Here is an 18256-nt window from a genome sequence, read left to right on the forward strand (position 1 = left end):
GGCACCCCGGCATTTGATTCCGACCGTGCCCTTTTTTCGTCCTTTCCGCAGCCGCGACGCGCCCGCCCCGTGCGACAACCGGCCCGACCCTGCGCAAGGCCCGTCCGGCGGGCGATCGCGGCCGATGCGCGCATGCTCGGCTCACATCGGCGCTTGACCTGCGCCGACCGACTCGCTAGCGTTTCGGGTTTGCCCGGGCGGCCATTGCCGCCGGTGCCGTGAGCGCGCCCGACGTCCTGGCGCGCGCGGCCGGGCTCCGATGGAAAAGACGATGCAGAAACTCGATGCGGCCAGCCCGCAGGCGATGTCGACGGATTTCACCGCCGACAACGTCGCGCGCCTGAAGGCGCTGTTCCCCGAACTCGTGACCGAAGGCCCGGACGGCGCGTCGGTCGACGTCGACGTGCTGAAGGCGCTGGTCGGCGAGCGCACGGTCGGCGACGCCGACGAGCGCTACGGCTTCCACTGGCACGGCAAGCGCGCCGCGCGCCAGGCCGCGCTCACGCCGTCGACGGGCACGCTGCGGCCCTGCCCCGACGACAGCGTCGCGTGGGACGACACGCGTCATCTCGTGATCGAGGGCGACAATCTCGACGTGATGAAGCTGCTGCACAAGAGCTACGCCGGCAAGGTGAAGCTCGTCTACATCGACCCGCCGTACAACACCGGCAGCGATTTCGTCTATCCGGACGACTTCAGCGACAGCATCCGCCACTACCTGGCGATGACGGGCCAGACCGAAGCCGGCGTGAAGCGCAGCACCAACACCGAGGCGAACGGCCGGTTCCACACCGACTGGCTGAACATGATGTATCCGCGCCTGAAGCTCGCGCACGCGCTGCTGTCCGACGAGGGGCTGATCGCGGTGCACATCGACGAGCACGAAGTGCACGCGCTGGTGCTGATGCTGCGCGAGATCTTCGGCGAGGAAAACGAGCTCGGCGTGGCCGTGTGGGACAAGCGCAACCCGAAGGGCGACGCGCGCGGCGTCGCGTACCAGCACGAATCGCTGGTGCTGTTCGCGCGCAACGCCGAGACGCTGCTCGAACGGGCGCCGCTCAAGCGCCCGAAGCGCAACGCGCAGCGCATGCTCGATGCCGCGCACGACGCGGTGTACCGCAGCGGCAACCCGAAGGACGCGCAGAAGGCATACCGCGCGTGGATGAAGGCGCAGACCAACCTGTCCGGTGGCGAGGTGATGTACGACCGGCTGTCGCCGGAAGGCCGCGTGTACCGCCTCGTGTCGATGGCGTGGCCGAACAAGAAGAAGGCGCCGGACGAATATTTCACGCCGCTGATCCACCCGGTCACCGGCAAGCCGTGCGCGATGCCGGCGCGCGGCTGGCGCAACCCGCCCGCGACGATGCAGGCGCTGCTCGAGCGCGGCCAGATCGAATTCGGCCCGGATGAAACCACGCAGCCGCAGCGGATCTACTACCTCGACGAGAACATGTACGAGAACGTGCCGTCGGTGCTGCCGTTCGCGGGCTCCGACGACGCGCTGCTGAAGACGCTCGGCATCCCGTTCGACCTGCCGAAGCCGGTCGACTTCGCGGCGGCCGTGATCGGCTGGTGCACGCGCGGCGACGACATCGTGCTCGACTGCTTCGCCGGCTCCGGTTCGACCGGCCACGCGGTGATGCAGGTGAACGCGACCGACGGCGGCGCGCGCCGCTACATCCTCGTGCAGCTGCCCGAGGCGCTCGACCGCCGCGACAAGACCCAAACGGCGGCCGCCGATTTCTGCGCGAAACTGAAGAAGCCGCTGACGCTCGCGGAAATCACGAAGGAGCGCCTGCGCCGCGCCGCGCAGCAGGTCGCGCGCGACTATCCGGAAAGCTATGGCGACCTCGGCTTTCGCGTGTACCGGCTCGACACGACCAACGTGATCGAGTGGGACCCGCGTCGCGACGACTTCGATCATGCCCTCTTCGCGTCCGTCGAACACGTGAAGACCGGCCGCACCGAGGACGACCTGCTTGCCGAACTCACCTTGAAGCTCGGTCTCGACCTGTGCACGCCGGTCGAGCATCACCAGGTGGCCGGCAAGACGGTGCACCTGATCGGCCGCGCGATCGTCGCGTGCTTCGATGCACGCATTTCACGCGACGACGCGGGCCCGCTCGCGGACGGCATCGTCGACCTGCTCGACGCGAGCGGCGCGTCGCGCGACGTCACGTGCCTGTTCCGCGACAGCGGCTTCGTCGACGACGTCGCGAAGCTCAATCTCGCCGCGCTGCTCGAACAGCACGGCGTGAAGCGCGTGCGGAGCCTGTGATGCGGCTGCATTTCGAAGCGGATCTCGACTACCAGCGCGAGGCGATCGACGCCGTCTGCGACCTGTTTCGCGGCCAGGAATCATATCGCGGCGACTTCAGCGTGCTCGCGAACGCCGCACCCGGCACGACGGCCGCCGCGCAAGGCTCGCTCGGTTTCGCGGTATCGGAGCAAGGCGTCGGCAACCGGTTGTCGCTGACCGACGACGCGCTCGCGCGCAATCTCGCCGACGTGCAGCTGCGCGGCGGGCTGCCGCCGTCCGGCCTGCCCGGCTCGCGCGACTTCACCGTCGAGATGGAAACCGGCACCGGCAAGACCTACGTGTACCTGCGCACGATCTTCGAGCTGAACCGCCGCTACGGCTTCACGAAATTCGTGATCGTCGTGCCGTCGATCGCGATCAAGGAAGGCGTGCACAAGACGCTCGCGATCACCGAGGATCACTTCCGCGCGCTGTACGCGGGCGTGCCGTACGACTACTTCCTGTACGACTCCGCGAAGCTCGGCCAGGTGCGCCACTTCGCGGCGAGCGCGGCGATCCAGATCATGGTGATGACGGTCGCCGCGATCAACAAGAAAGAGATCAACAACCTCTACAAGGACAGCGAGAAGACCGGCGGCGAGAAGCCGATCGACCTGATCCGCGCGACGCGGCCGATCGTGATCGTCGACGAGCCGCAAAGCGTCGACGGCGGCCTCGAAGGGCGCGGGCGCGAAGCGCTCGCCGCGATGGCGCCGCTCTGCACGCTGCGCTATTCGGCCACGCACGTCGACCGCCATCACATGGTGTACCGGCTCGATGCGGTCGACGCGTACGAGCGCAAGCTCGTCAAGCAGATCGAGATCGCGTCGGCGATCGTCGAGGATGCGCACAACAAGCCGTACGTGCGGCTCGTCGGCGTGTCGAACCGGCGCGGCGCGATCAGCGCGCGCATCGAGCTCGACGTCGCGACGGCGGCCGGCGTGAAGCGCCAGATCGTGTCGGCGACCGACGGTGACGATCTCGAACGCCTGACCAAGCGCGCGCTGTACGCGGGGCTGCGGATCGGCGAAGTGCATGCGGTCAAGGGCGCCGAATACGTGGAGCTGCGCCATCCGGAAGGCGAGGCGTTCCTGTCGCTCGGCGAGGCGTTCGGCGACATCGACACGCTGGCGGTGCAGCGCGAGATGATCCGCCGCACGATCCGCGAGCATCTCGACAAGGAGTTGCGCCTGGCCGAGCGCGGCGTGAAGGTGCTGTCGCTGTTCTTCGTCGACTCGGTCGAACGCTATCGCCGCTACGACGAGAACGGCATGCCCGTGAAGGGCGACTACGCGCTGATCTTCGAAGAGGAATATGCGCGCGCGGCCCGTGTGCCGGCCTACCGTGCGCTGTTTGACGGCGTCGACGTCGCGCTGGAAGTCGAGCGCGCGCACAACGGCTACTTCTCGATCGACCGCAAGGGCGGCTGGACCGACACGAGCGAGAGCAGCGCGGCGGCTCGCGAGAACGCGGAGCGCGCGTACGGCCTCATCATGCGCGAGAAGGAAGCGCTGCTGTCGTTCGACACGCCGCTGAAGTTCATCTTCTCGCACTCGGCGCTGAAGGAAGGCTGGGACAACCCGAACGTGTTCCAGATCTGCACGCTGCGCGACATCCAGACCGAACGCGAGCGCCGCCAGACGCTCGGCCGCGGGCTGCGCCTCGCGGTCGACCAGGACGGTGAACGCGTGCGCGACGCGGGCGTGAACACGCTCACCGTGATCGCGACCGAGCGCTACGAGTCGTTCGCGGAAAACCTGCAGAAGGAAATCGAGGCCGATACCGGCATCCGGTTCGGGATCGTCGAGGAACACCAGTTCGCGGCGCTGCCCGTGCAGGAAGACGACGGCCCCGCGCACGCGCTCGGCATCGAGCTGTCGCGCGTGCTGTGGAACCATCTGCACGAGCAGGGCTACGTCGACGCGCAGGGCAAGGTGCTCGACCGGCTGAAGGATGCGCTGCGCCAGAGCGCGCTCGTGCTGCCGGATGCATTCGAGCGGCTGCGCGCACCGATCGTCGCGACGCTGCGCAAGCTGTCGGGCCGCTTCGCGGTGCGCAACGCCGACGAGCGCCGCGCGATCGCGTTGCGGCGCGATGCGTCGGGCAAGGCCGTCGTGTTCGGCGAGGATTTCCGCGCGCTGTGGGATCGCATCCGTCATCGCACCGTGTACCGCGTCGAGTTCGACAACGCGAAGCTGGTGCGCGACTGCACGGCCGCGCTGCGCGATGCGCCAGACATCGCACGGGCGCGGCTGCAGTGGCGCAAGGCCGAGATCGACATCGGCAAGGCCGGCATCGAGGCGATCGAGGTGGCCGGCGCCGGCACCGTGCTGCTCGACGAAGGCGAGTTGCCGCTGCCCGACCTGCTCACCGAGCTGCAGGACCGTACGCAGCTCACGCGCCGTTCGCTTGCGACGATCCTCGCGGACAGCGGCCGGCTCGACGATTTCCGCGTGAATCCGCAGCAGTTCATCGCGGTCGCGGCCGACGCGATCAACCGCTGCAAGCGGCTCGCGCTCGTCGCGGGCATCGCGTACCGCAAGCTCGGCGAGCGCCACGTGCATGCGCTCGAATCGTTCGAGAGCGAAGCGCTGACCGGCTACCTGCGCAACCTGCGGCCGGATGCGCGCAAGTCGATCCACGAAGCGGTCGTGTGCGAGACGGACGCGGAGCGCGCGTTCGCCGATGCGCTCGAAGCGCACGACGGCGTGAAGCTGTACGCGAAGCTGCCGGCGTGGTTCCGCGTGCAGACGCCGCTCGGCAGCTATCACCCCGACTGGGCCGTGCTCGCGGAACAGGACGGCGGCGAGCGGCTGTACTTCGTCGTCGATACGCCGAATGCCGACGGCCACGTGCCGAGCGAGCACGAGCGCGCGAAGCTCGCGTGCGGCGAAGCGCATTTCCGCGCGCTGGTCGATGGCGACGGCGCGGCGCGCTTCGTGCGGGTCACGCAGGCCGATGCGTTGTTCGAACCTGCAGCGCCGACGGCGGGCGCGGGGCGGTGAGACGAAGGGCGGCGACGAGCCGCCCTTTTTTATCGGCGTGGCCGGGCCTTTACCGATCGTGCCGAGTGCCCGCGGCGCCTGTTGCTCCGGCCGGTTTTCATCCTGTCATTCGCATGAAAGCCATCCTTATTCTCGCGGGCGGGCGACGCAGTTACGGCTGGTTGCAAATCGGGTCGGCATGATGTTTCCGCTCGGCAGCCTCGTTGCGTTTTCACCATGAAAAAAGGGCGCCGAAGCGCCCTTCTCCTGCATTCGCCGGCCGTGCTTACAGCGTGCGGCCGAATGCGTTGCGATGCGAATGATGCGTGGACGTCGACGCATGGGCGGTATGGCCATGCGCGTGCGTGTGACCCCGGCCCGGCTGCGTGCCGGCGCGGTCGGCGATCGTGTCGGAACGGTCGGCCGCGCGCGCGAGGCCCTTGTCGCGGTCGCCCGCGTGCATGCCGTTCGAGTTGCTCAGGGCCTGGCCGCTCATGTGGCCGCCTGACATGCCGCCCGCATTGCCGCCCGAGCCGCCTGCGCCATGACCGCCGCCGTTGCCGCCGGCCGCCGCATGGGCGGACACCGAGCCGAGCGCGAGCAGCGCGGCCGTCAGGACGGACAGATATCGTTGCTGTTTCATCTTGTGCTCCCTGGAGCGCGTTTGTGTGACTGCATTTTATGAACGCGCACAATTCGCGCTGCACGACGTTGTAAATGATCGTAACGACGCGTGCGGCACGCATTCGTCGGATCAATTCGGTGCGTGCATGAACGCGGGAACGGAGCACCGGAGCGACGCCACGGCATCGCCCCGGTGACGAGGTCGCTTACTGCGCCGCCTGCATGCCCTGCGCCGCCTGCATGCCCTGCGCGGCGGCCTTGTGCTGCGCGGCCTGCTCTTGCGCCTGCTTCTTCGCCATGTGATGGCCGACGATACAGCCGCCGACCGCGCCGACCACTGCGTGGTGCCCCGCGTAGTGGCCGGCCACACCGCCGACCACCGCGCCCTTCATGCAGCCCGCCGCATGCGCGCTGCCGATCGTTGCGAGCGCAACGACTGCGGCGGCGGCATACCGTCCGATGTGCCGGATGGGATTCATGTGATCACTCTCCTCAGGTCGTCGTGATCAGTGCGCTCGCGAGCGATCGCGCTCAGTCCCAACGGCCGCGCCAGCCGCCACCGTCACGCCAGGCGCGCTCGCGCCACTCGTGCTCGCGCCATTCACGGCGGCGCCACTCGTGTTCACGCCACTGCCGCGCACGCCAGTCGTCATCGCGATAGCCGACCGGCGCGTACATCACCGGCGGAGGCGGCGCGACGTAGACGGGCGCCGGCGCCGTGTAGACGCCCGGCACGCCGATACCGACCGACAGGTCGACGTGGGCCGACGCGACGCCCGAGGCTGCCAGCGCCGCTACACCGAGAACTGCACCGAGAATAAGTTTCTTGCTCATTTCGCGACTCCCTGCACGTGTCGTGCGTCATGTGACTACGGTTCGGAGTCTAGGCACCAGGCGCTGACACAGGTGAAACGGGTATGCGAGACAGGTAACGGACGTTTACGGATGCCCGCAAAGCCTGATGGAGCAAGGCAAAGGCGGTATTCCACACACCGTTGCAGCGATGCATCGGGTCGGTAAAAAGGGGATTTTCGGCACGAAACCGGCGATCGGATCGCACCCGCCGGTGTGCATGGCGAGCGAACCGCCCTCGCCTTCGCGGCGCGGGCGGTTCGCGGCAACGCGCGCGTTACGCGCGGATATCGTCGACGCTGCGCAGCCAGTGGACGCTGAACAGGTTGTCCGCATCGGTCCACACGGTATCGGGTTCGAACCCGGCGCGGCACGCCATCGCATGAAAGCCGTCGATCGTGAATTTGTGCGAATTCTCCGTATGGATGCGTTCGCCGGCTTCGAAACGGAACACGTGGCCGCGCACGTGCACGGTCTGCGCGACGTCGCTGACCAGATGCATCTCGATGCGCTGCCGCCCGCGATCGTAGAACGCGCAGTGCGAGAACGCGTCGACGTCGAAATCCGCGCCGAGCTCCGCGTTCGCGCGCACCAGCAGGTTCAGGTTGAACTGCGCGGTCACGCCCTGCGCGTCGTTGTACGCGTGATGCAGCGTGCGCTCGTCCTTCACGAGATCCGCGCCGACCAGCAGGCCGCCGCCGCGCAGCAGCCGCGCCGCGTCGCGCAGGAACGTGTCGGCCTCTTCCGGCGAGAAGTTGCCGATCGTCGAGCCGGGAAAGAAGCCGATGCGCCGCCGCGGCGTCTCGGTCAGCGCGGCCAGTTGCTCGGCCTTCGTGTAGTCGGCCGCCAGCGGCGCGACGTCGAGCCACGGATACGCCGCCCGCAGCCGCGCGGCCGCGCCGTGCAGGTAATCGGCGGAGATGTCGACCGGCACGTAGCGCGCCGGTGCGTTCGCATAATTGTCCGCGAATGCGTCGAGCAGCACGCGGATCTTCTCGAGCGAACCCGCACCGAATTCGACGATGTCCGCATGCGGGCCGACCCGCCGCACGATCTCGGCCGCGCGATCGCGCAGGATGCCGAGCTCGGTGCGCGTCGGGTAGTACTCCGGCAGTTCGCAGATGCGGTCGAATAGCGCGGAGCCGGCCGCATCGTAGAAGTATTTCGGTGGAATGCTGCGCGGCGTGCGCGACAGTCCGTCGATCAGGTCGCGCTCGAACGCGCTCGGCCGCGAATCGCGGGCGGGTTGCAGGCCACCGCTCGTGGCCGTCAGGTCAGACGTCTCGCGCAAGTCGCACCCCCGTGAATTGCCAGCGTGCCGCCGGCGGAAAGAAATTGCGGTACGTCGGCCGTTCGTGTCCGGGCGGCGTCGCGATGCTGCTGCCGCGCAGGACCTGCTGGCCGACCATGAACTTGCCGTTGTATTCGGCCGCGACCCCGGCGAGCGGCCGAAAGCCCGGATACGGCTCGTAGGACGAACGCGTCCACTGCCAGACGTGCCCCAGCATCTGGCGGATGCCGTCGGCCGCGAACGCGGTTTCCCATTCGAATTCGGTCGGCAGCCGCGCGCCGGCCCATTCCGCATACGCGGCCGCTTCGTAAAAGCTCACGTGGCACACCGGCGCGTCGGGCGCGAGCGGCTCGACGCCGTGCAGGCCGAACGTGCGCCGCACGCGCGTGGCGGCCGCATCGTCGTCGTCCGGCATCCAGTACGCGGGGCCTTGCCACCCTTCCCGCTGCACCGTGGCCCAGCCGTCGGACAGCCAGAACTCGGGCCGCGTATAGCCGCCGTCGGCGATGAACGCGGCGAATTCCGCGTTCGTCACCAGGCGGTTCGCGATCTCGTACGGCCGCACGAGCGCGGTGTGGCGCGGCCGTTCGTTGTCGAACGAGAACGCATCGCCATCGTGGCCGATCTCGACGAGCCCGCCGGGCTGGTGCAGCCAGCGCAACGGGCCGGCGTCGCCCGCGGCGAGCGCGCATCCGGCTTCGTCGCCGGTGCGCGGCCGGAATGCCGGCCGCAGCGGGTTGCACGAGAACGCATGCAGCATGTCGGTGACGATCAGTTCCTGGTGCTGCTGCTCGTGATGCAGGCCGAGCACGAGCTCGGGCGCGATCGCGTCGAGCAATGCCGCATCGGCGCCGGCCAGCGCGCGCAGCATCGCGTCGTCGACGTATTGCCGGTACGCATGCACCTCGTCGAGCGACGGACGCGTGAGCAGCCCGCGCTGCGGCCGCGGATGGCGCGGGCCGAGCGCTTCGTAATAGGAATTGAAGAGGAACTGGAACGCGTCGTCGAACGGCGCGTAGCCGGGCACGCGGCGCATCAGCACGACGGTTTCGAAGAACCAGGTCGTATGCGCGAGATGCCATTTGGTCGGGCTCGCGTCGGGCATCGACTGCACGGCCTGGTCTTCGGCGGACAGCGTCGCGGTCAACGCGATGCTATGGGCGCGCACGTCCTGGTAACGGCGCTGAAGCTGGGATGCAAGGAGGCTCATCGGTTTACCGTTCACGTCGCGATTCGCTGCGTTGCGTTGCCGGAAAAGGGAAAGCCTTGCGCTCGAATGCGCGCGGCTGACGTGCGATTTGCTGCTGCGTCGTGGGGCAGCCGGCGCGCGCGCCGGGCCGCGGATGCGGCGTCACTTCATCTGCCCGTGCAGAACAGTATGGTCCAGAAATGTGAACGTCGCGAATCGGATTTCCAGTGAAACGAATGTGAAAGAAAAATGAAAGCATGTGTGGTGTGGGCGTCGCGCGTGTCACGAACCGTCGACGCCCGTCGTGGCGCGGTTTGGCCCCGGATGCAATGCGCGTGCCCGCGGCTGCGTGCTACTGACGTCCGGTGACAGCCGCCCGGCCTGCGTGAAAGGTCGATGGCGCGCGTTCGTCGAAGGAGCGGCCTTATGCAGCCGATTCGTCAGTCGATATCGCGTCCTTCGTGGCGCCCTGCCTGGTGGCTCCGCTCTTCGCTTTCCGCCGCGCGCTTCCCCGGTTGCGAAAAATTTTTCGCGTCGATGTCACACGCGCGGGGTGTTCGCTCGTCATATCGGCGGAACCCACACGAAAGGAGAAGGAACCATGACTGCGAAACTCAACCCGTTTGCCGCCGCCCCCGCGCTGATGAAGAGCTGGATGACCGTGTCGGTCGCCGCGGCCGGGAGCCTCGAGCCGACGCTGATCGAGCTGGTCAAGATCCGCGCGTCGCAGATCAACGCGTGCGCGAACTGCCTTAACATGCACACCGTCGAGGCGCGCGAGCAAGGCGAAACCGAGCAGCGCATCTACCTGCTGTCCGCGTGGCGCGAAGCGCCCTGCTACACCGACCGCGAACGCGCGGCGCTCGGCTGGACCGAGGCGCTCACGCGGCTGTCGGAGGGCCATGCGGCGCACGAAGCGGCCTACGCGGCGCTGAACGACCATTTCAGCGAGGAAGAACAGGTGAAACTCACGGTGATGATCAACGTGATCAACGGCTGGAACCGGCTCGCCGTCGGCTTCGGGCTGTGGGTCGACCCGGCCGACGCGAAGGCCGCCGCCGCGAAGATGGTGGCCTGATGCCGAATCTCGACCCGGCCAGCGGCAGCGCCGACGAACGGGCCGACGCGGCGGCGAGCTTCGATCCGCTGCGTCGCACGCTGATCCGCGTCGCGTACCGGATGCTCGGTTCCGTCGCGGATGCCGAGGACATGGTGCAGGAGGCGTTCATCCGCTGGATGGACGTCGACCGTACCGAGGTGCGCGTGCCCGAGGCGTTCCTGCGCCGCATGGTGATGCGCATGTGCCTCGACCAGCTGAAATCCGCGCGGCACCAGCGCGAGACCTATATCGGCCCGTGGCTGCCCGAGCCGGTCGTCGAGGAAGACGAACCGGACGACGTCACGCTGCCGCTGCTGCTCGCGCTCGAACGGCTCTCGCCGCTCGAACGCGCGGCGTTCCTGCTGCACGACGTGTTCGGCCTCGAATTCGACGAAGTCGCCACGACGATCCAGCGCGACCCGGCCGCGTGCCGGCAGCTCGCCGCGCGGGCCCGCACGCACGTGCGCGAGGCGCGACCGCGTTTTCATGTCGAGAAGCAGCGCGGGATCGAACTGGCCGAAGCGTTTTTCGCGGCGTCACGCAGCGGCGACATGCGCGCGCTCGGCGCGATGCTCGCCGAGGACGTGAGCCTGCATTCCGATGGCGGCGGCAAGCGCACGGCGGCCGGCAAGCCGGTATTCGGCTTCGAGCTCGTGATGCGGGTGCATGCGTACCTGGCCGAGCTGTTCGCGACGCATGCGTCGAAGCTCGTGCGGGCCGGGTTCATCAACGGGCTGCCGGGTTTCGTCACGCTCGAAGCCGACGGCGAGCTGCAGACGACTGCGCTCGAGATCGACGACGGCAAGATCGTCGCGATCTATGTCGTGCGGAATCCTGACAAATTGAAGCATCTGCATTGAGGGCAGCGCGAGCATGTGCCGTATGCCGTGTGAAAGCGTGGCGACGGCGCCGTGCGCCCTCTTCTTTCCGCCTTGCGTTGCCGATTGCCGGCTACAGCGATCAGTACGGCATACCTCCGGCGTTGCCCATCATGAACAGCAGTACGCCGAGCAGCGACGTCGCGACGGCGAAACCGGCCGCCGCCAGCCAGTTCGTGCCGCCTTGCGCCTCGAGCAGCGCGAGAAACGATTCGCGGGACGTCGCGTTCGGGCGCAGTTTTTCGATCTGGCGCTCGACGTGCCGCTTGTAGAGGCCGTTCCCGTACCAGCCGAGCGACACCGCGATCGCGATCGTGGCCGGGTCGAGCACGCTCGATTCGAAGTATCCCGGGAAGTACAGCAATTCGATCAGCGTGATGCCGAGCGTGACGGCGAGCACGGCGGCCGCCTGCCAGTACATGCATCGATACGCCAACCAGACCGGGCCGAGAAAGCACGCGGCCCAGTTCCACGACTGCCGGCTCTTGCGCGAGTCGGCGATCGCCCATTTTCGTTCGAACCAGGCGGCGTTCTTGCCGACGTAAGCGGCGATTTCGTCGTTGCTCGCGGACGATGCGGCGGTCGTGACCTCGGACATGATCGTGTGCTCTCAGTCGCGCGGATCGCGCGTCGTTGTTCTGATGCGGTGGAAATCTGGCGACGGGCGAAGCGGCCACGTCGATGCGCAGACGATTCTACGCGCCGTGCAGCGGCAGTTGTGTGGCGGATCGGATGGTCGATGACGATGCGATGCCGGGCCGTGTATCGCACAACGCATCGGGGCTTCATGCGTTGCTTTGCGTTGTTTCGGACCGGAAAAGAAAAACGCCACGCGAAGTTGCCGCGTGGCGTTTGTATGTTTGGCGAGCCGCGTTGCCTGTAGGCAAGTTGTGCTGCCGGACCCCTTCATTTTGTTCGTTGGTAGGCTCGATTGGATTCGAACCAACGACCCCCACCATGTCAAGGTGGTGCTCTAACCAACTGAGCTACGAGCCTAAGAAGCCGCGAATTATAGAGAGGGTTTTGGGGGAGCACAACCCCCTTCGTGAAAATTTTTTGAATCGACGTGTGCGGTGGGCTGACGATCGATGTTGCCTCGCGATGCCGCGAGCGTGAGCTTCACCTGTTCGCATCACAGCAAAACGCGTCGATGTGATGCGGTGTTATCCACATTGCCCTCTGGATAACCGTCCGGCAAGCCTCTGGATTCACAGTGGAACGATTGAGGATATGTCGGCGCGGCTGTGAATCGACGAAAAGTTGTTCTGTGCTGCCGGACGCTGTTCACGTCGCGCACCCAGGGTTATGCATTTCGGTTCGCGTTGAAAATTCAGTGCGTTACGGAGGTTATCCACTGTGGGGCACAGCGCTTGTTAACTATCACTACGTATATATACGAACCCTGTTAACACCTTTGGATAAGCACAGTCCGTCGACTGTGATCGGCTCAGGATATGCACTGCGTGCAGCGTCCGGATCAACGAAGCGGAACGCTGTGAAGCGCTCGAGCGATGCGTGAGCCGTCATGTCTGTAGAATCGCCGGCATCCAGGATGCAAAGGTCCGACGAACTCGAACGGGCTCACGGCAAATGACAAATGCTTCATCGCCCCGTCTCCAGGCACTCGATATCGATACGGTCGTACGCAGGATGCGGCACCATCCAGGCGACATCGTGTTCGAGCAACGCGTGTCGATACCGGAAGCCGAGGTCCTGTGTTGCCGCTACGAGGGCGAGCGATTCAACGTGAAGTTCGATCTCGACTACGGCATGTTTGTCGAGCGTGTCGGCATGCTGTCCGCCGAGGACGTCGCGAAGATCGTTGGATGGCTCACGAAGGAGGCAGGGTGATCACGGCAGACGATACGGGGCGAAGCGATCGATGAAGGCACCTGTCAATGAGATGCTGGTGACGGATATCGCAGGCCGCGTTGCGGTCGTCGTGACCGAGCTGACAGCTGCCGCCGATGTGCTGAAGCAGTTGGGCTTCGCTCGACAATCCGATCGCTGGGAACGGGCGATCGCAGACGACCATGACCGCCAGGCGCTCGTAGCCGCGCTCATCGATCTCGATGCGCTGTTCTCCGCGGGCCGTGACTGGAGCCCGCAGGCACTCGTCGAGTATTACAGGGAGATCGGTGTCGTTCGAAGTGGTTACCGTTCGGTTGCATGGCGCGGGCCGTCGCAATACGTGGTCGAACGACATGACTGAATCACGCGAGGCAACGCGATGACGTACACGGTCCTGATGGTGTCGCGCGGCGAAATCGTGCTGTCCGACGGAAAGCGTACCGTGCGGGCGCCTGGCGAGGCATTGTCGTTCGGCGTGGACAACGGTCCCGCATTCGTCGTCTATGTCGATTCGATGAAGTACGTCGAGCCCCAAGGCGATGGCGAGACGATCGATAACGCCACGCGCGAGGCCGTGATCTCGGCGATCACCGACTATTTTTTGTCGCGACGTACAACGGTTGATTTCGAATCCTGAGCCAGTCACGACACCCAGGAAAGAGCAGGGTGATGCGAGCGGCGCTTGCAAAGGGAGCAGGTAACGGGACCGATCATGTGCCGTCCGCACGGACCCGATAACGGGATCACGATATCCGTGGGCATTGCCGCGCGCATCCGGCAGCGCGGGCAGTTTTCGCCCGGTGATATTCGGAGAACACGATGAGCACGTTGAATTTCGGCACGGTCGACCAGTGTTCGGTCACGCTCAACACAGCGACGCTGCTGGGCCTGAAGGCTGCCTACGAAGACTTTGCGGCGACCGGGCAGGATCTGCATAACTTCGAGATCTGCATCACGGATAAAAGGGCATCCACGGTGGACCCCATGCCAGATGACGATGTCGTCACCATCACGTTCGTGGCAAAGCTGATTCCGGGCATGCGCGGACTGGGCAACGCAAACCGGCTCGGGAAGTCGATCCACTACGTCATCGCGCCGGAAACCGGCGAGATTCTCGGGACAGTCGGGACGAAGTGACCCGAAGCGTAAGCGGCGGTGTGTGGATAACCGGCGCGCGATCCAGTTAAAACCCTGTGCATCCGAGCGGTGAGCGTCCCGGTTTCGATGGGCTCGTCGGCCTGAATGCGTTGCCCGGCAAGGCTTTGCCGACCATGAAAGAGGGCAGCGAACGAATCGGCGGCGACGTCCGGACGTCGAATGCCGTGTGGATATCGTTGACTCGAAGCCACTCGAAACCGGCTGCATTCAACGGGTGAGCGGAGTCGAACCCGGCGAAGACGATCGGTCAATCACCCGGGTTGTGGATATCGATGCCCAAAACAACGAGAAACGCTGTGCATGCCAAAGGTGAGCGAACCCATCGAAGTCAGCATGCAGCACCATCAGGAGAGGTGTGGATATCCCGTTCCGCGGCGACTCGAAACCCTGTGATTTTAAAGGTGAGGGTGCCGGCGAGGTTTCGGTGTGAATAACAGCCGAGGAAAGTCAGTCGAAACGCTGTGCATTCGAGTGGTGAGCGTGCACCCGTTCAAGCCGGCCGAGCCGCACCACAAAAAGCGCTGGCGGCCATCGCCGACCATCAGTCGGGCGCGCGCATCCTACCACTTCAAGTCTGCTGATCGAGCGCCTGCACGACCGCCTTCTCGCCGAGACTCCCCGCCGGCCCGACCACCGCATAGTTGAGCCCGTTCACCGAGCCATACCGCGCCAGCAGCGCGCCATCCACCCGTTGCCCGTTCGGCAGTAGCCGATGTTTCGATTCCGCCGGCCGGAGATAGAAGCTCAACGTCCGTCCCGCGTCATCCTCATAGAGCACCATCGCAGCCGTGGCGCCGCTGTCCGTCGTGAACAACCGCCCACCGACCGGCCTGAACCCCGCCGCGCTCAAATCCGGCAGCTTCGCCGATGCGCCCACGCCTTTGGTGAGCCATCCCTGCAAATCGCCCGCACCGGTCGGCCAGTAATCGACCTTGGCCGTCCGATCGACCACCATCATCTGGTAAGCCTTGACCGCATCGCTCATCGGCGCGATGGGCGGCGGCGCGTTCCACCCGCGCGCCTGCCATCCGCCGAAGGTCCCGAGCCCGACGCAGAACACGAACGAAGCCGCCATCGCGAACCGCATCCTCGAGCGCTCGGCCCGCCGGCCGCGAATCGTCGCTGGGTCGAGTGCAGGGTTGTCCGCCGGCATCCGCACGCTCTCCAGCGCGGCCCGCAACCGCTGCGCGTCCTGCTGCCATTGCTTCACCTGTTCGGCGCGCTCCGGATGCAGCGCGAGATAGCGCTCGACCGCGGCGCGCGCATCGTCGTCGAGTTGGCCGTCGACATAGGCCTGAAGGTCATGTTCGTTCGGAGGCGTGTTCATTTCTTCATCAGCCGCAAGGAAGGAGCAGGGAGTTCGCCGTCGCTGAGCTGGCGCAGCGCCTGGCGCGCGCGGGAGAGCCGCGACATCACCGTGCCGATCGGCACCTCGAGCAGGTCGGCGACTTCCTGATAGGTGAAGCCTTCGACCGCGACGAGCAGCAGCAGGCTGCGCTGCTCGTCCGAGAGCCGGCCGAATGCTTCGAGCGTCGCGCGCGCGGCGAATTCGCGTTCGGCGGACGGCCAGTGCGCTTCGTCGTCGTCGCGAATGCGGCCGAGCAGCCAGTTGTAGCGCTTCGCGCTGCGTTTGCCGTCGAGAAATTGCCGGTACAGGATGGTGAAGAGCCAGCTGCGCAGCGATGCGTCGTCGCGGCGGCTCGTCCAGCGCGACAGCGCACGCTCGAGCGTCGACTGGACGAGATCGTCGGCCGCGTGGACGTCGCGCGCCAGCCAGAGCGCGAAGCGTCGCAGCCTGGGGATGAGTTCGCGCAATGCTTCGTCGTCGAGGGCGGTGGAGGGCATGGCCAGGCCGGTTGCCGAAAGGGTCGTAGATGCCGCGTAGGACGCCGGCCGGCATCGGTTATTCCCTCCAGCATACGAAAAAATTCTTCGTGGAATAAAGCGGCGTGGGCGGCGTCCTACGCGCGTTCGACAATGATCTGACGATCGGGAGTGCATTCATGAAGCAATCTTCTTCTTCGCCGCAGCGCGAGCCCGGGCGCGGGTGGTGGCGCTGGGCCGTGATCGGCGGCGCGGTGGCCGGCGTGGCCGCGGCGTTCGGGTATGCCGGCGGGTGGCTCGCGCCGGCGCGTCTGACCCCGCACCGGCTCGTCGACGCGCTGCAGACCAACAGCGGCATCCATCCGGGCTTCCGGCGCAATCACGCGAAGGGCGTGTGCGTGACCGGCTACTTCGAAGGCAACGGCGCCGCGAGCGCGTATTCGGTCGCGCCGTTCTTCAAGGCGGTGCGCACGCCGCTGGTCGGGCGCTTCGCATTGCCCGGCGGGAATCCTTACGCGCCGGACAGCAGCGTGCCGATCCGCAGCCTTGCATTGAAGCTGACCGCGCCGGACGGCGAGCAATGGCGGACCGGGATGAATGCGATGCCGGTGTTTCCAGTGGCGACGCCGCAGGCGTTCTACGAGCAGACGCTTGCGACCCGGCCCGATCCGAAGACGGGCAAGCCGGACCCGGCGAAGGTGAAGGCGTTCTTCGGCGCGCATCCGGAAGCGGGCGCGTTCCTGCAATGGGTGAAGGGTGCGAAGCCGAGCGCGAGTTACGTCACCGAAAGCTATTACGGGCTGAACGCGTTCTACTTCGTCGACGCGGCCGGCAAGCGCCAGGCGGTGCGGTGGCGCGTCGTGCCGGAGCAGACGGCGGGCGCCGGCGACGTCGCGACGGCCGCGGACCCGAACGTACTGCAACAGGACGTGACGCAGCGCATCGCGGCCGGCCCGCAGAAGTGGAAGCTGCTGGTCACGCTGGCGGAGCCCGGCGACCCGGTGGACGACGCGACGAAGATCTGGCCCGCGCAGCGCACGACGATCGATGCGGGCACGCTCGTGCTCGACCGCGTGGAGGCGCAGGACAGCGGCCCGTGCCGCGACGTGAATTACGACCCGACGGTGCTGCCGCAGGGGATTCAGGTGTCGGGCGATCCGTTGCTGGCGGCGCGCTCGGCCGCGTATGCGGATTCGTATCTGCGGCGCACGAGTGAAGAGGCCGGCGTGGCAGGCGTGGCGCGAGTGAGTGGGGAGGGACGGTGATGAAGGCTTCGACGACGTTTAGTTTGCCGGCGCGGGTGCTGCACTGGGTGATGGCCGCGATGATCCTCGCGATGCTGTTCATCGGGGTGGGGATGGTGGCGTCGGTTTCCGGGCGGCACGAGATCCTGGTGGCGATTCACAAGCCGCTGGGCGTGGCCGTACTGGTGCTGGTGTGCGTGCGGATCGTGGTGCGGATGCTGTCGAAGCCGCCGGCGTTGCCCGAGGATCTGCCGTGGTGGCAGAAGGTGGCTGCGCACGGTTCGCATCTCGTGCTGTATGCGCTGATGGTCGCGATGCCGCTGATCGGCTGGGCGATGCTGTCGGCGGGCGGATATCCGGTGACGCTGGGCGGCGGCGTGCAGCTCCCGGCGCTGGTGTCGGCTGATCCGGTGACGTTCGCGTGGCTTCGGGTTGCGCATCGCGTGCTGGCCTATCTCTTCTTCCTGACGTTCCTCGCGCACTTTGCCGCGGCGCTGTATCACGGGCTGATTCGGCGGGACGGCGTGGTGAGGGCGATGGTGGGGCGGTAATCGACGGAGGGTTGTGTTCGATGCGGCGGGGGCTGTTCAAGGGCGACCGAGGCTGCGCCTGCCGTGTCGCCTATACCGTGTCGCCTATATATGAGCACTGGGAAGGCTCGGCGGTCTCCGCCATAGCATGTCAAAAATATTTCACAAAAGGGGTTGCGGAGACCGGGGCAGATGCATAGAATCACGCCTCTTTCGCGCTGACGGAAACACGGCGCGGGGGAAGAAGAGGGAAGCGGTGCTGTTGAAGTCGGTTTTATCGATTCCAGTGCACGTGAAATTAAACCGCAGTCGTCGCAACGAAGTAGTTAAAAAAGTTGTTGACGAGTTTCAAAAAACGGTTGATAATCTCGCTTCTCTGCTGCTGAAAACGCAGCGCTGCTGGGAAACACGGAGTTTCTCGCAGAAATGCTCT

At 66.2% G+C, this 18256-nt stretch carries 18 protein-coding genes and 1 tRNA gene; 10 read left to right on the forward strand and 9 right to left on the reverse strand.

What is annotated here, in order from left to right; translation table 11 throughout:
* Window positions 1–259 precede the first annotated feature (259 nt).
* Together BLS50_RS08425 and BLS50_RS08430 are read left to right on the forward strand one after the other, a co-directional pair.
* On the forward strand, window positions 260–2278 hold the full coding sequence (locus BLS50_RS08425) for a site-specific DNA-methyltransferase (protein ID WP_011544473.1): 2019 nt from the start codon (window positions 260–262) through the stop codon (window positions 2276–2278).
* A complete protein-coding gene (locus BLS50_RS08430; RefSeq protein ID WP_074801866.1) occupies window positions 2278–5304 on the forward strand; it encodes a type III restriction-modification system endonuclease in 3027 nt (1008 codons plus the stop codon). The genes BLS50_RS08425 and BLS50_RS08430 overlap by 1 nt, the downstream gene beginning before the upstream one ends.
* A gap of 265 nt (window positions 5305–5569) precedes the next feature.
* On the opposite strand, the gene BLS50_RS08435 is transcribed toward BLS50_RS08430, so the two are convergent.
* From BLS50_RS08435 to egtB, 5 genes are all read right to left on the reverse strand, one after another.
* Window positions 5570–5926 (reverse strand): hypothetical protein, encoded by a 357-nt coding sequence (locus tag BLS50_RS08435; RefSeq protein WP_074801869.1) that lies wholly within the window; start codon window positions 5924–5926, stop codon window positions 5570–5572.
* A gap of 187 nt (window positions 5927–6113) precedes the next feature.
* Window positions 6114–6386, reverse strand: coding sequence for a hypothetical protein (locus tag BLS50_RS08440; protein WP_074801872.1), 273 nt, complete (start codon window positions 6384–6386; stop codon window positions 6114–6116).
* Window positions 6387–6438: 52 nt separating this feature from the next.
* Complete coding sequence (locus BLS50_RS08445; RefSeq protein ID WP_006477218.1) at window positions 6439–6741, reverse strand: hypothetical protein; 303 nt, start codon at window positions 6739–6741, stop codon at window positions 6439–6441.
* 295 nt (window positions 6742–7036) lie between these two features.
* Window positions 7037–8050, reverse strand: coding sequence for an L-histidine N(alpha)-methyltransferase (gene egtD, locus BLS50_RS08450; protein ID WP_074801875.1), 1014 nt, complete (start codon window positions 8048–8050; stop codon window positions 7037–7039).
* Window positions 8034–9260 carry an ergothioneine biosynthesis protein EgtB gene (egtB, locus tag BLS50_RS08455; RefSeq protein ID WP_074801878.1) on the reverse strand — a complete coding sequence of 409 codons (1227 nt, stop codon included), beginning with the start codon at window positions 9258–9260 and terminating at the stop codon, window positions 8034–8036. The genes egtD and egtB overlap by 17 nt, the downstream gene beginning before the upstream one ends.
* Window positions 9261–9840: 580 nt before the next feature.
* On the opposite strand from egtB, the gene BLS50_RS08465 reads away from it, so the two are divergent.
* Complete coding sequence (locus BLS50_RS08465) at window positions 9841–10317, forward strand: carboxymuconolactone decarboxylase family protein (protein ID WP_011544480.1); 477 nt, start codon at window positions 9841–9843, stop codon at window positions 10315–10317.
* Complete coding sequence (locus tag BLS50_RS08470; RefSeq protein ID WP_074802777.1) at window positions 10317–11198, forward strand: sigma-70 family RNA polymerase sigma factor; 882 nt, start codon at window positions 10317–10319, stop codon at window positions 11196–11198. The genes BLS50_RS08465 and BLS50_RS08470 overlap by 1 nt, the downstream gene beginning before the upstream one ends.
* A gap of 100 nt (window positions 11199–11298) precedes the next feature.
* Here the strand turns inward: BLS50_RS08470 and BLS50_RS08475 are convergent, their stop codons facing one another.
* Together BLS50_RS08475 and BLS50_RS08480 are read right to left on the reverse strand one after the other, a co-directional pair.
* Window positions 11299–11814 (reverse strand): DUF2628 domain-containing protein, encoded by a 516-nt coding sequence (locus tag BLS50_RS08475; RefSeq protein WP_074801884.1) that lies wholly within the window; start codon window positions 11812–11814, stop codon window positions 11299–11301.
* Between the two features lie 321 nt (window positions 11815–12135).
* Window positions 12136–12212, reverse strand: a tRNA-Val gene (locus BLS50_RS08480).
* A 654-nt stretch (window positions 12213–12866) separates the two neighbouring features.
* Between BLS50_RS08480 and BLS50_RS08485 the strand changes: the two genes are divergently transcribed.
* The 4 genes from BLS50_RS08485 (at window position 12867) to BLS50_RS08500 (ending at window position 14204) form a co-directional block, all read left to right on the forward strand.
* Entirely contained in the window at window positions 12867–13067 is a 201-nt protein-coding gene (locus tag BLS50_RS08485; RefSeq protein ID WP_249191961.1) for a hypothetical protein, read from the forward strand.
* A gap of 31 nt (window positions 13068–13098) precedes the next feature.
* On the forward strand, window positions 13099–13428 hold the full coding sequence (locus BLS50_RS08490) for a hypothetical protein (RefSeq protein ID WP_012492979.1): 330 nt from the start codon (window positions 13099–13101) through the stop codon (window positions 13426–13428).
* Between the two features lie 57 nt (window positions 13429–13485).
* Window positions 13486–13704 (forward strand): Imm74 family immunity protein, encoded by a 219-nt coding sequence (locus BLS50_RS08495; protein ID WP_256333980.1) that lies wholly within the window; start codon window positions 13486–13488, stop codon window positions 13702–13704.
* Window positions 13705–13886: 182 nt separating this feature from the next.
* On the forward strand, window positions 13887–14204 hold the full coding sequence (locus BLS50_RS08500) for a PX domain-containing protein (protein ID WP_074801893.1): 318 nt from the start codon (window positions 13887–13889) through the stop codon (window positions 14202–14204).
* A 589-nt stretch (window positions 14205–14793) separates the two neighbouring features.
* On the opposite strand, the gene BLS50_RS08510 is transcribed toward BLS50_RS08500, so the two are convergent.
* Both BLS50_RS08510 and BLS50_RS08515 read right to left on the reverse strand, forming a co-directional pair.
* A complete protein-coding gene (locus BLS50_RS08510; RefSeq protein ID WP_074801900.1) occupies window positions 14794–15552 on the reverse strand; it encodes an anti-sigma factor family protein in 759 nt (252 codons plus the stop codon).
* The gene (locus tag BLS50_RS08515; protein ID WP_060263554.1) at window positions 15549–16070 is read right to left on the reverse strand and encodes a sigma-70 family RNA polymerase sigma factor; all 522 of its coding nucleotides are present in this window, start codon (window positions 16068–16070) and stop codon (window positions 15549–15551) included. The genes BLS50_RS08510 and BLS50_RS08515 overlap by 4 nt, the downstream gene beginning before the upstream one ends.
* 158 nt (window positions 16071–16228) lie before the next feature.
* On the opposite strand from BLS50_RS08515, the gene BLS50_RS08520 reads away from it, so the two are divergent.
* Window positions 16229–17314 (forward strand): catalase family peroxidase, encoded by a 1086-nt coding sequence (locus tag BLS50_RS08520; RefSeq protein WP_074802778.1) that lies wholly within the window; start codon window positions 16229–16231, stop codon window positions 17312–17314.
* The gene (locus tag BLS50_RS08525; RefSeq protein WP_011544490.1) at window positions 17314–17844 is read left to right on the forward strand and encodes a cytochrome b; all 531 of its coding nucleotides are present in this window, start codon (window positions 17314–17316) and stop codon (window positions 17842–17844) included. Before BLS50_RS08520 ends, BLS50_RS08525 begins: the two co-directional genes overlap by 1 nt.
* Window positions 17845–18256 lie beyond the last annotated feature (412 nt).

The sequence above is a fragment of the Burkholderia orbicola genome, assembly GCF_900100915.1.
GTDB classification, from domain to species: Bacteria; Pseudomonadota; Gammaproteobacteria; order Burkholderiales; family Burkholderiaceae; genus Burkholderia; species Burkholderia orbicola.

What these genes read in the sequence shown, in the direction of transcription:
- BLS50_RS08490 (WP_012492979.1), top strand. Translation starts at nt 13,099, where the DNA reads ATGAAGGCACCTGTCAATGAGATGCTGGTGACGGATATCGCAGGCCGC.
- BLS50_RS08430 (WP_074801866.1), top strand. Translation starts at nt 2,278, where the DNA reads ATGCGGCTGCATTTCGAAGCGGATCTCGACTACCAGCGCGAGGCGATC.
- BLS50_RS08470 (WP_074802777.1), top strand. Translation starts at nt 10,317, where the DNA reads ATGCCGAATCTCGACCCGGCCAGCGGCAGCGCCGACGAACGGGCCGAC.
- BLS50_RS08515 (WP_060263554.1), bottom strand. Translation starts at nt 16,070, where the DNA reads ATGCCCTCCACCGCCCTCGACGACGAAGCATTGCGCGAACTCATCCCC.
- BLS50_RS08485 (WP_249191961.1), top strand. Translation starts at nt 12,867, where the DNA reads ATGCGGCACCATCCAGGCGACATCGTGTTCGAGCAACGCGTGTCGATA.
- BLS50_RS08435 (WP_074801869.1), bottom strand. Translation starts at nt 5,926, where the DNA reads ATGAAACAGCAACGATATCTGTCCGTCCTGACGGCCGCGCTGCTCGCG.
- BLS50_RS08475 (WP_074801884.1), bottom strand. Translation starts at nt 11,814, where the DNA reads ATGTCCGAGGTCACGACCGCCGCATCGTCCGCGAGCAACGACGAAATC.
- BLS50_RS08440 (WP_074801872.1), bottom strand. Translation starts at nt 6,386, where the DNA reads ATGAATCCCATCCGGCACATCGGACGGTATGCCGCCGCCGCAGTCGTT.
- BLS50_RS08465 (WP_011544480.1), top strand. Translation starts at nt 9,841, where the DNA reads ATGACTGCGAAACTCAACCCGTTTGCCGCCGCCCCCGCGCTGATGAAG.
- BLS50_RS08520 (WP_074802778.1), top strand. Translation starts at nt 16,229, where the DNA reads ATGAAGCAATCTTCTTCTTCGCCGCAGCGCGAGCCCGGGCGCGGGTGG.
- BLS50_RS08445 (WP_006477218.1), bottom strand. Translation starts at nt 6,741, where the DNA reads ATGAGCAAGAAACTTATTCTCGGTGCAGTTCTCGGTGTAGCGGCGCTG.
- BLS50_RS08425 (WP_011544473.1), top strand. Translation starts at nt 260, where the DNA reads ATGGAAAAGACGATGCAGAAACTCGATGCGGCCAGCCCGCAGGCGATG.
- BLS50_RS08510 (WP_074801900.1), bottom strand. Translation starts at nt 15,552, where the DNA reads ATGAACACGCCTCCGAACGAACATGACCTTCAGGCCTATGTCGACGGC.
- BLS50_RS08500 (WP_074801893.1), top strand. Translation starts at nt 13,887, where the DNA reads ATGAGCACGTTGAATTTCGGCACGGTCGACCAGTGTTCGGTCACGCTC.
- egtB (WP_074801878.1), bottom strand. Translation starts at nt 9,260, where the DNA reads ATGAGCCTCCTTGCATCCCAGCTTCAGCGCCGTTACCAGGACGTGCGC.
- BLS50_RS08525 (WP_011544490.1), top strand. Translation starts at nt 17,314, where the DNA reads ATGAAGGCTTCGACGACGTTTAGTTTGCCGGCGCGGGTGCTGCACTGG.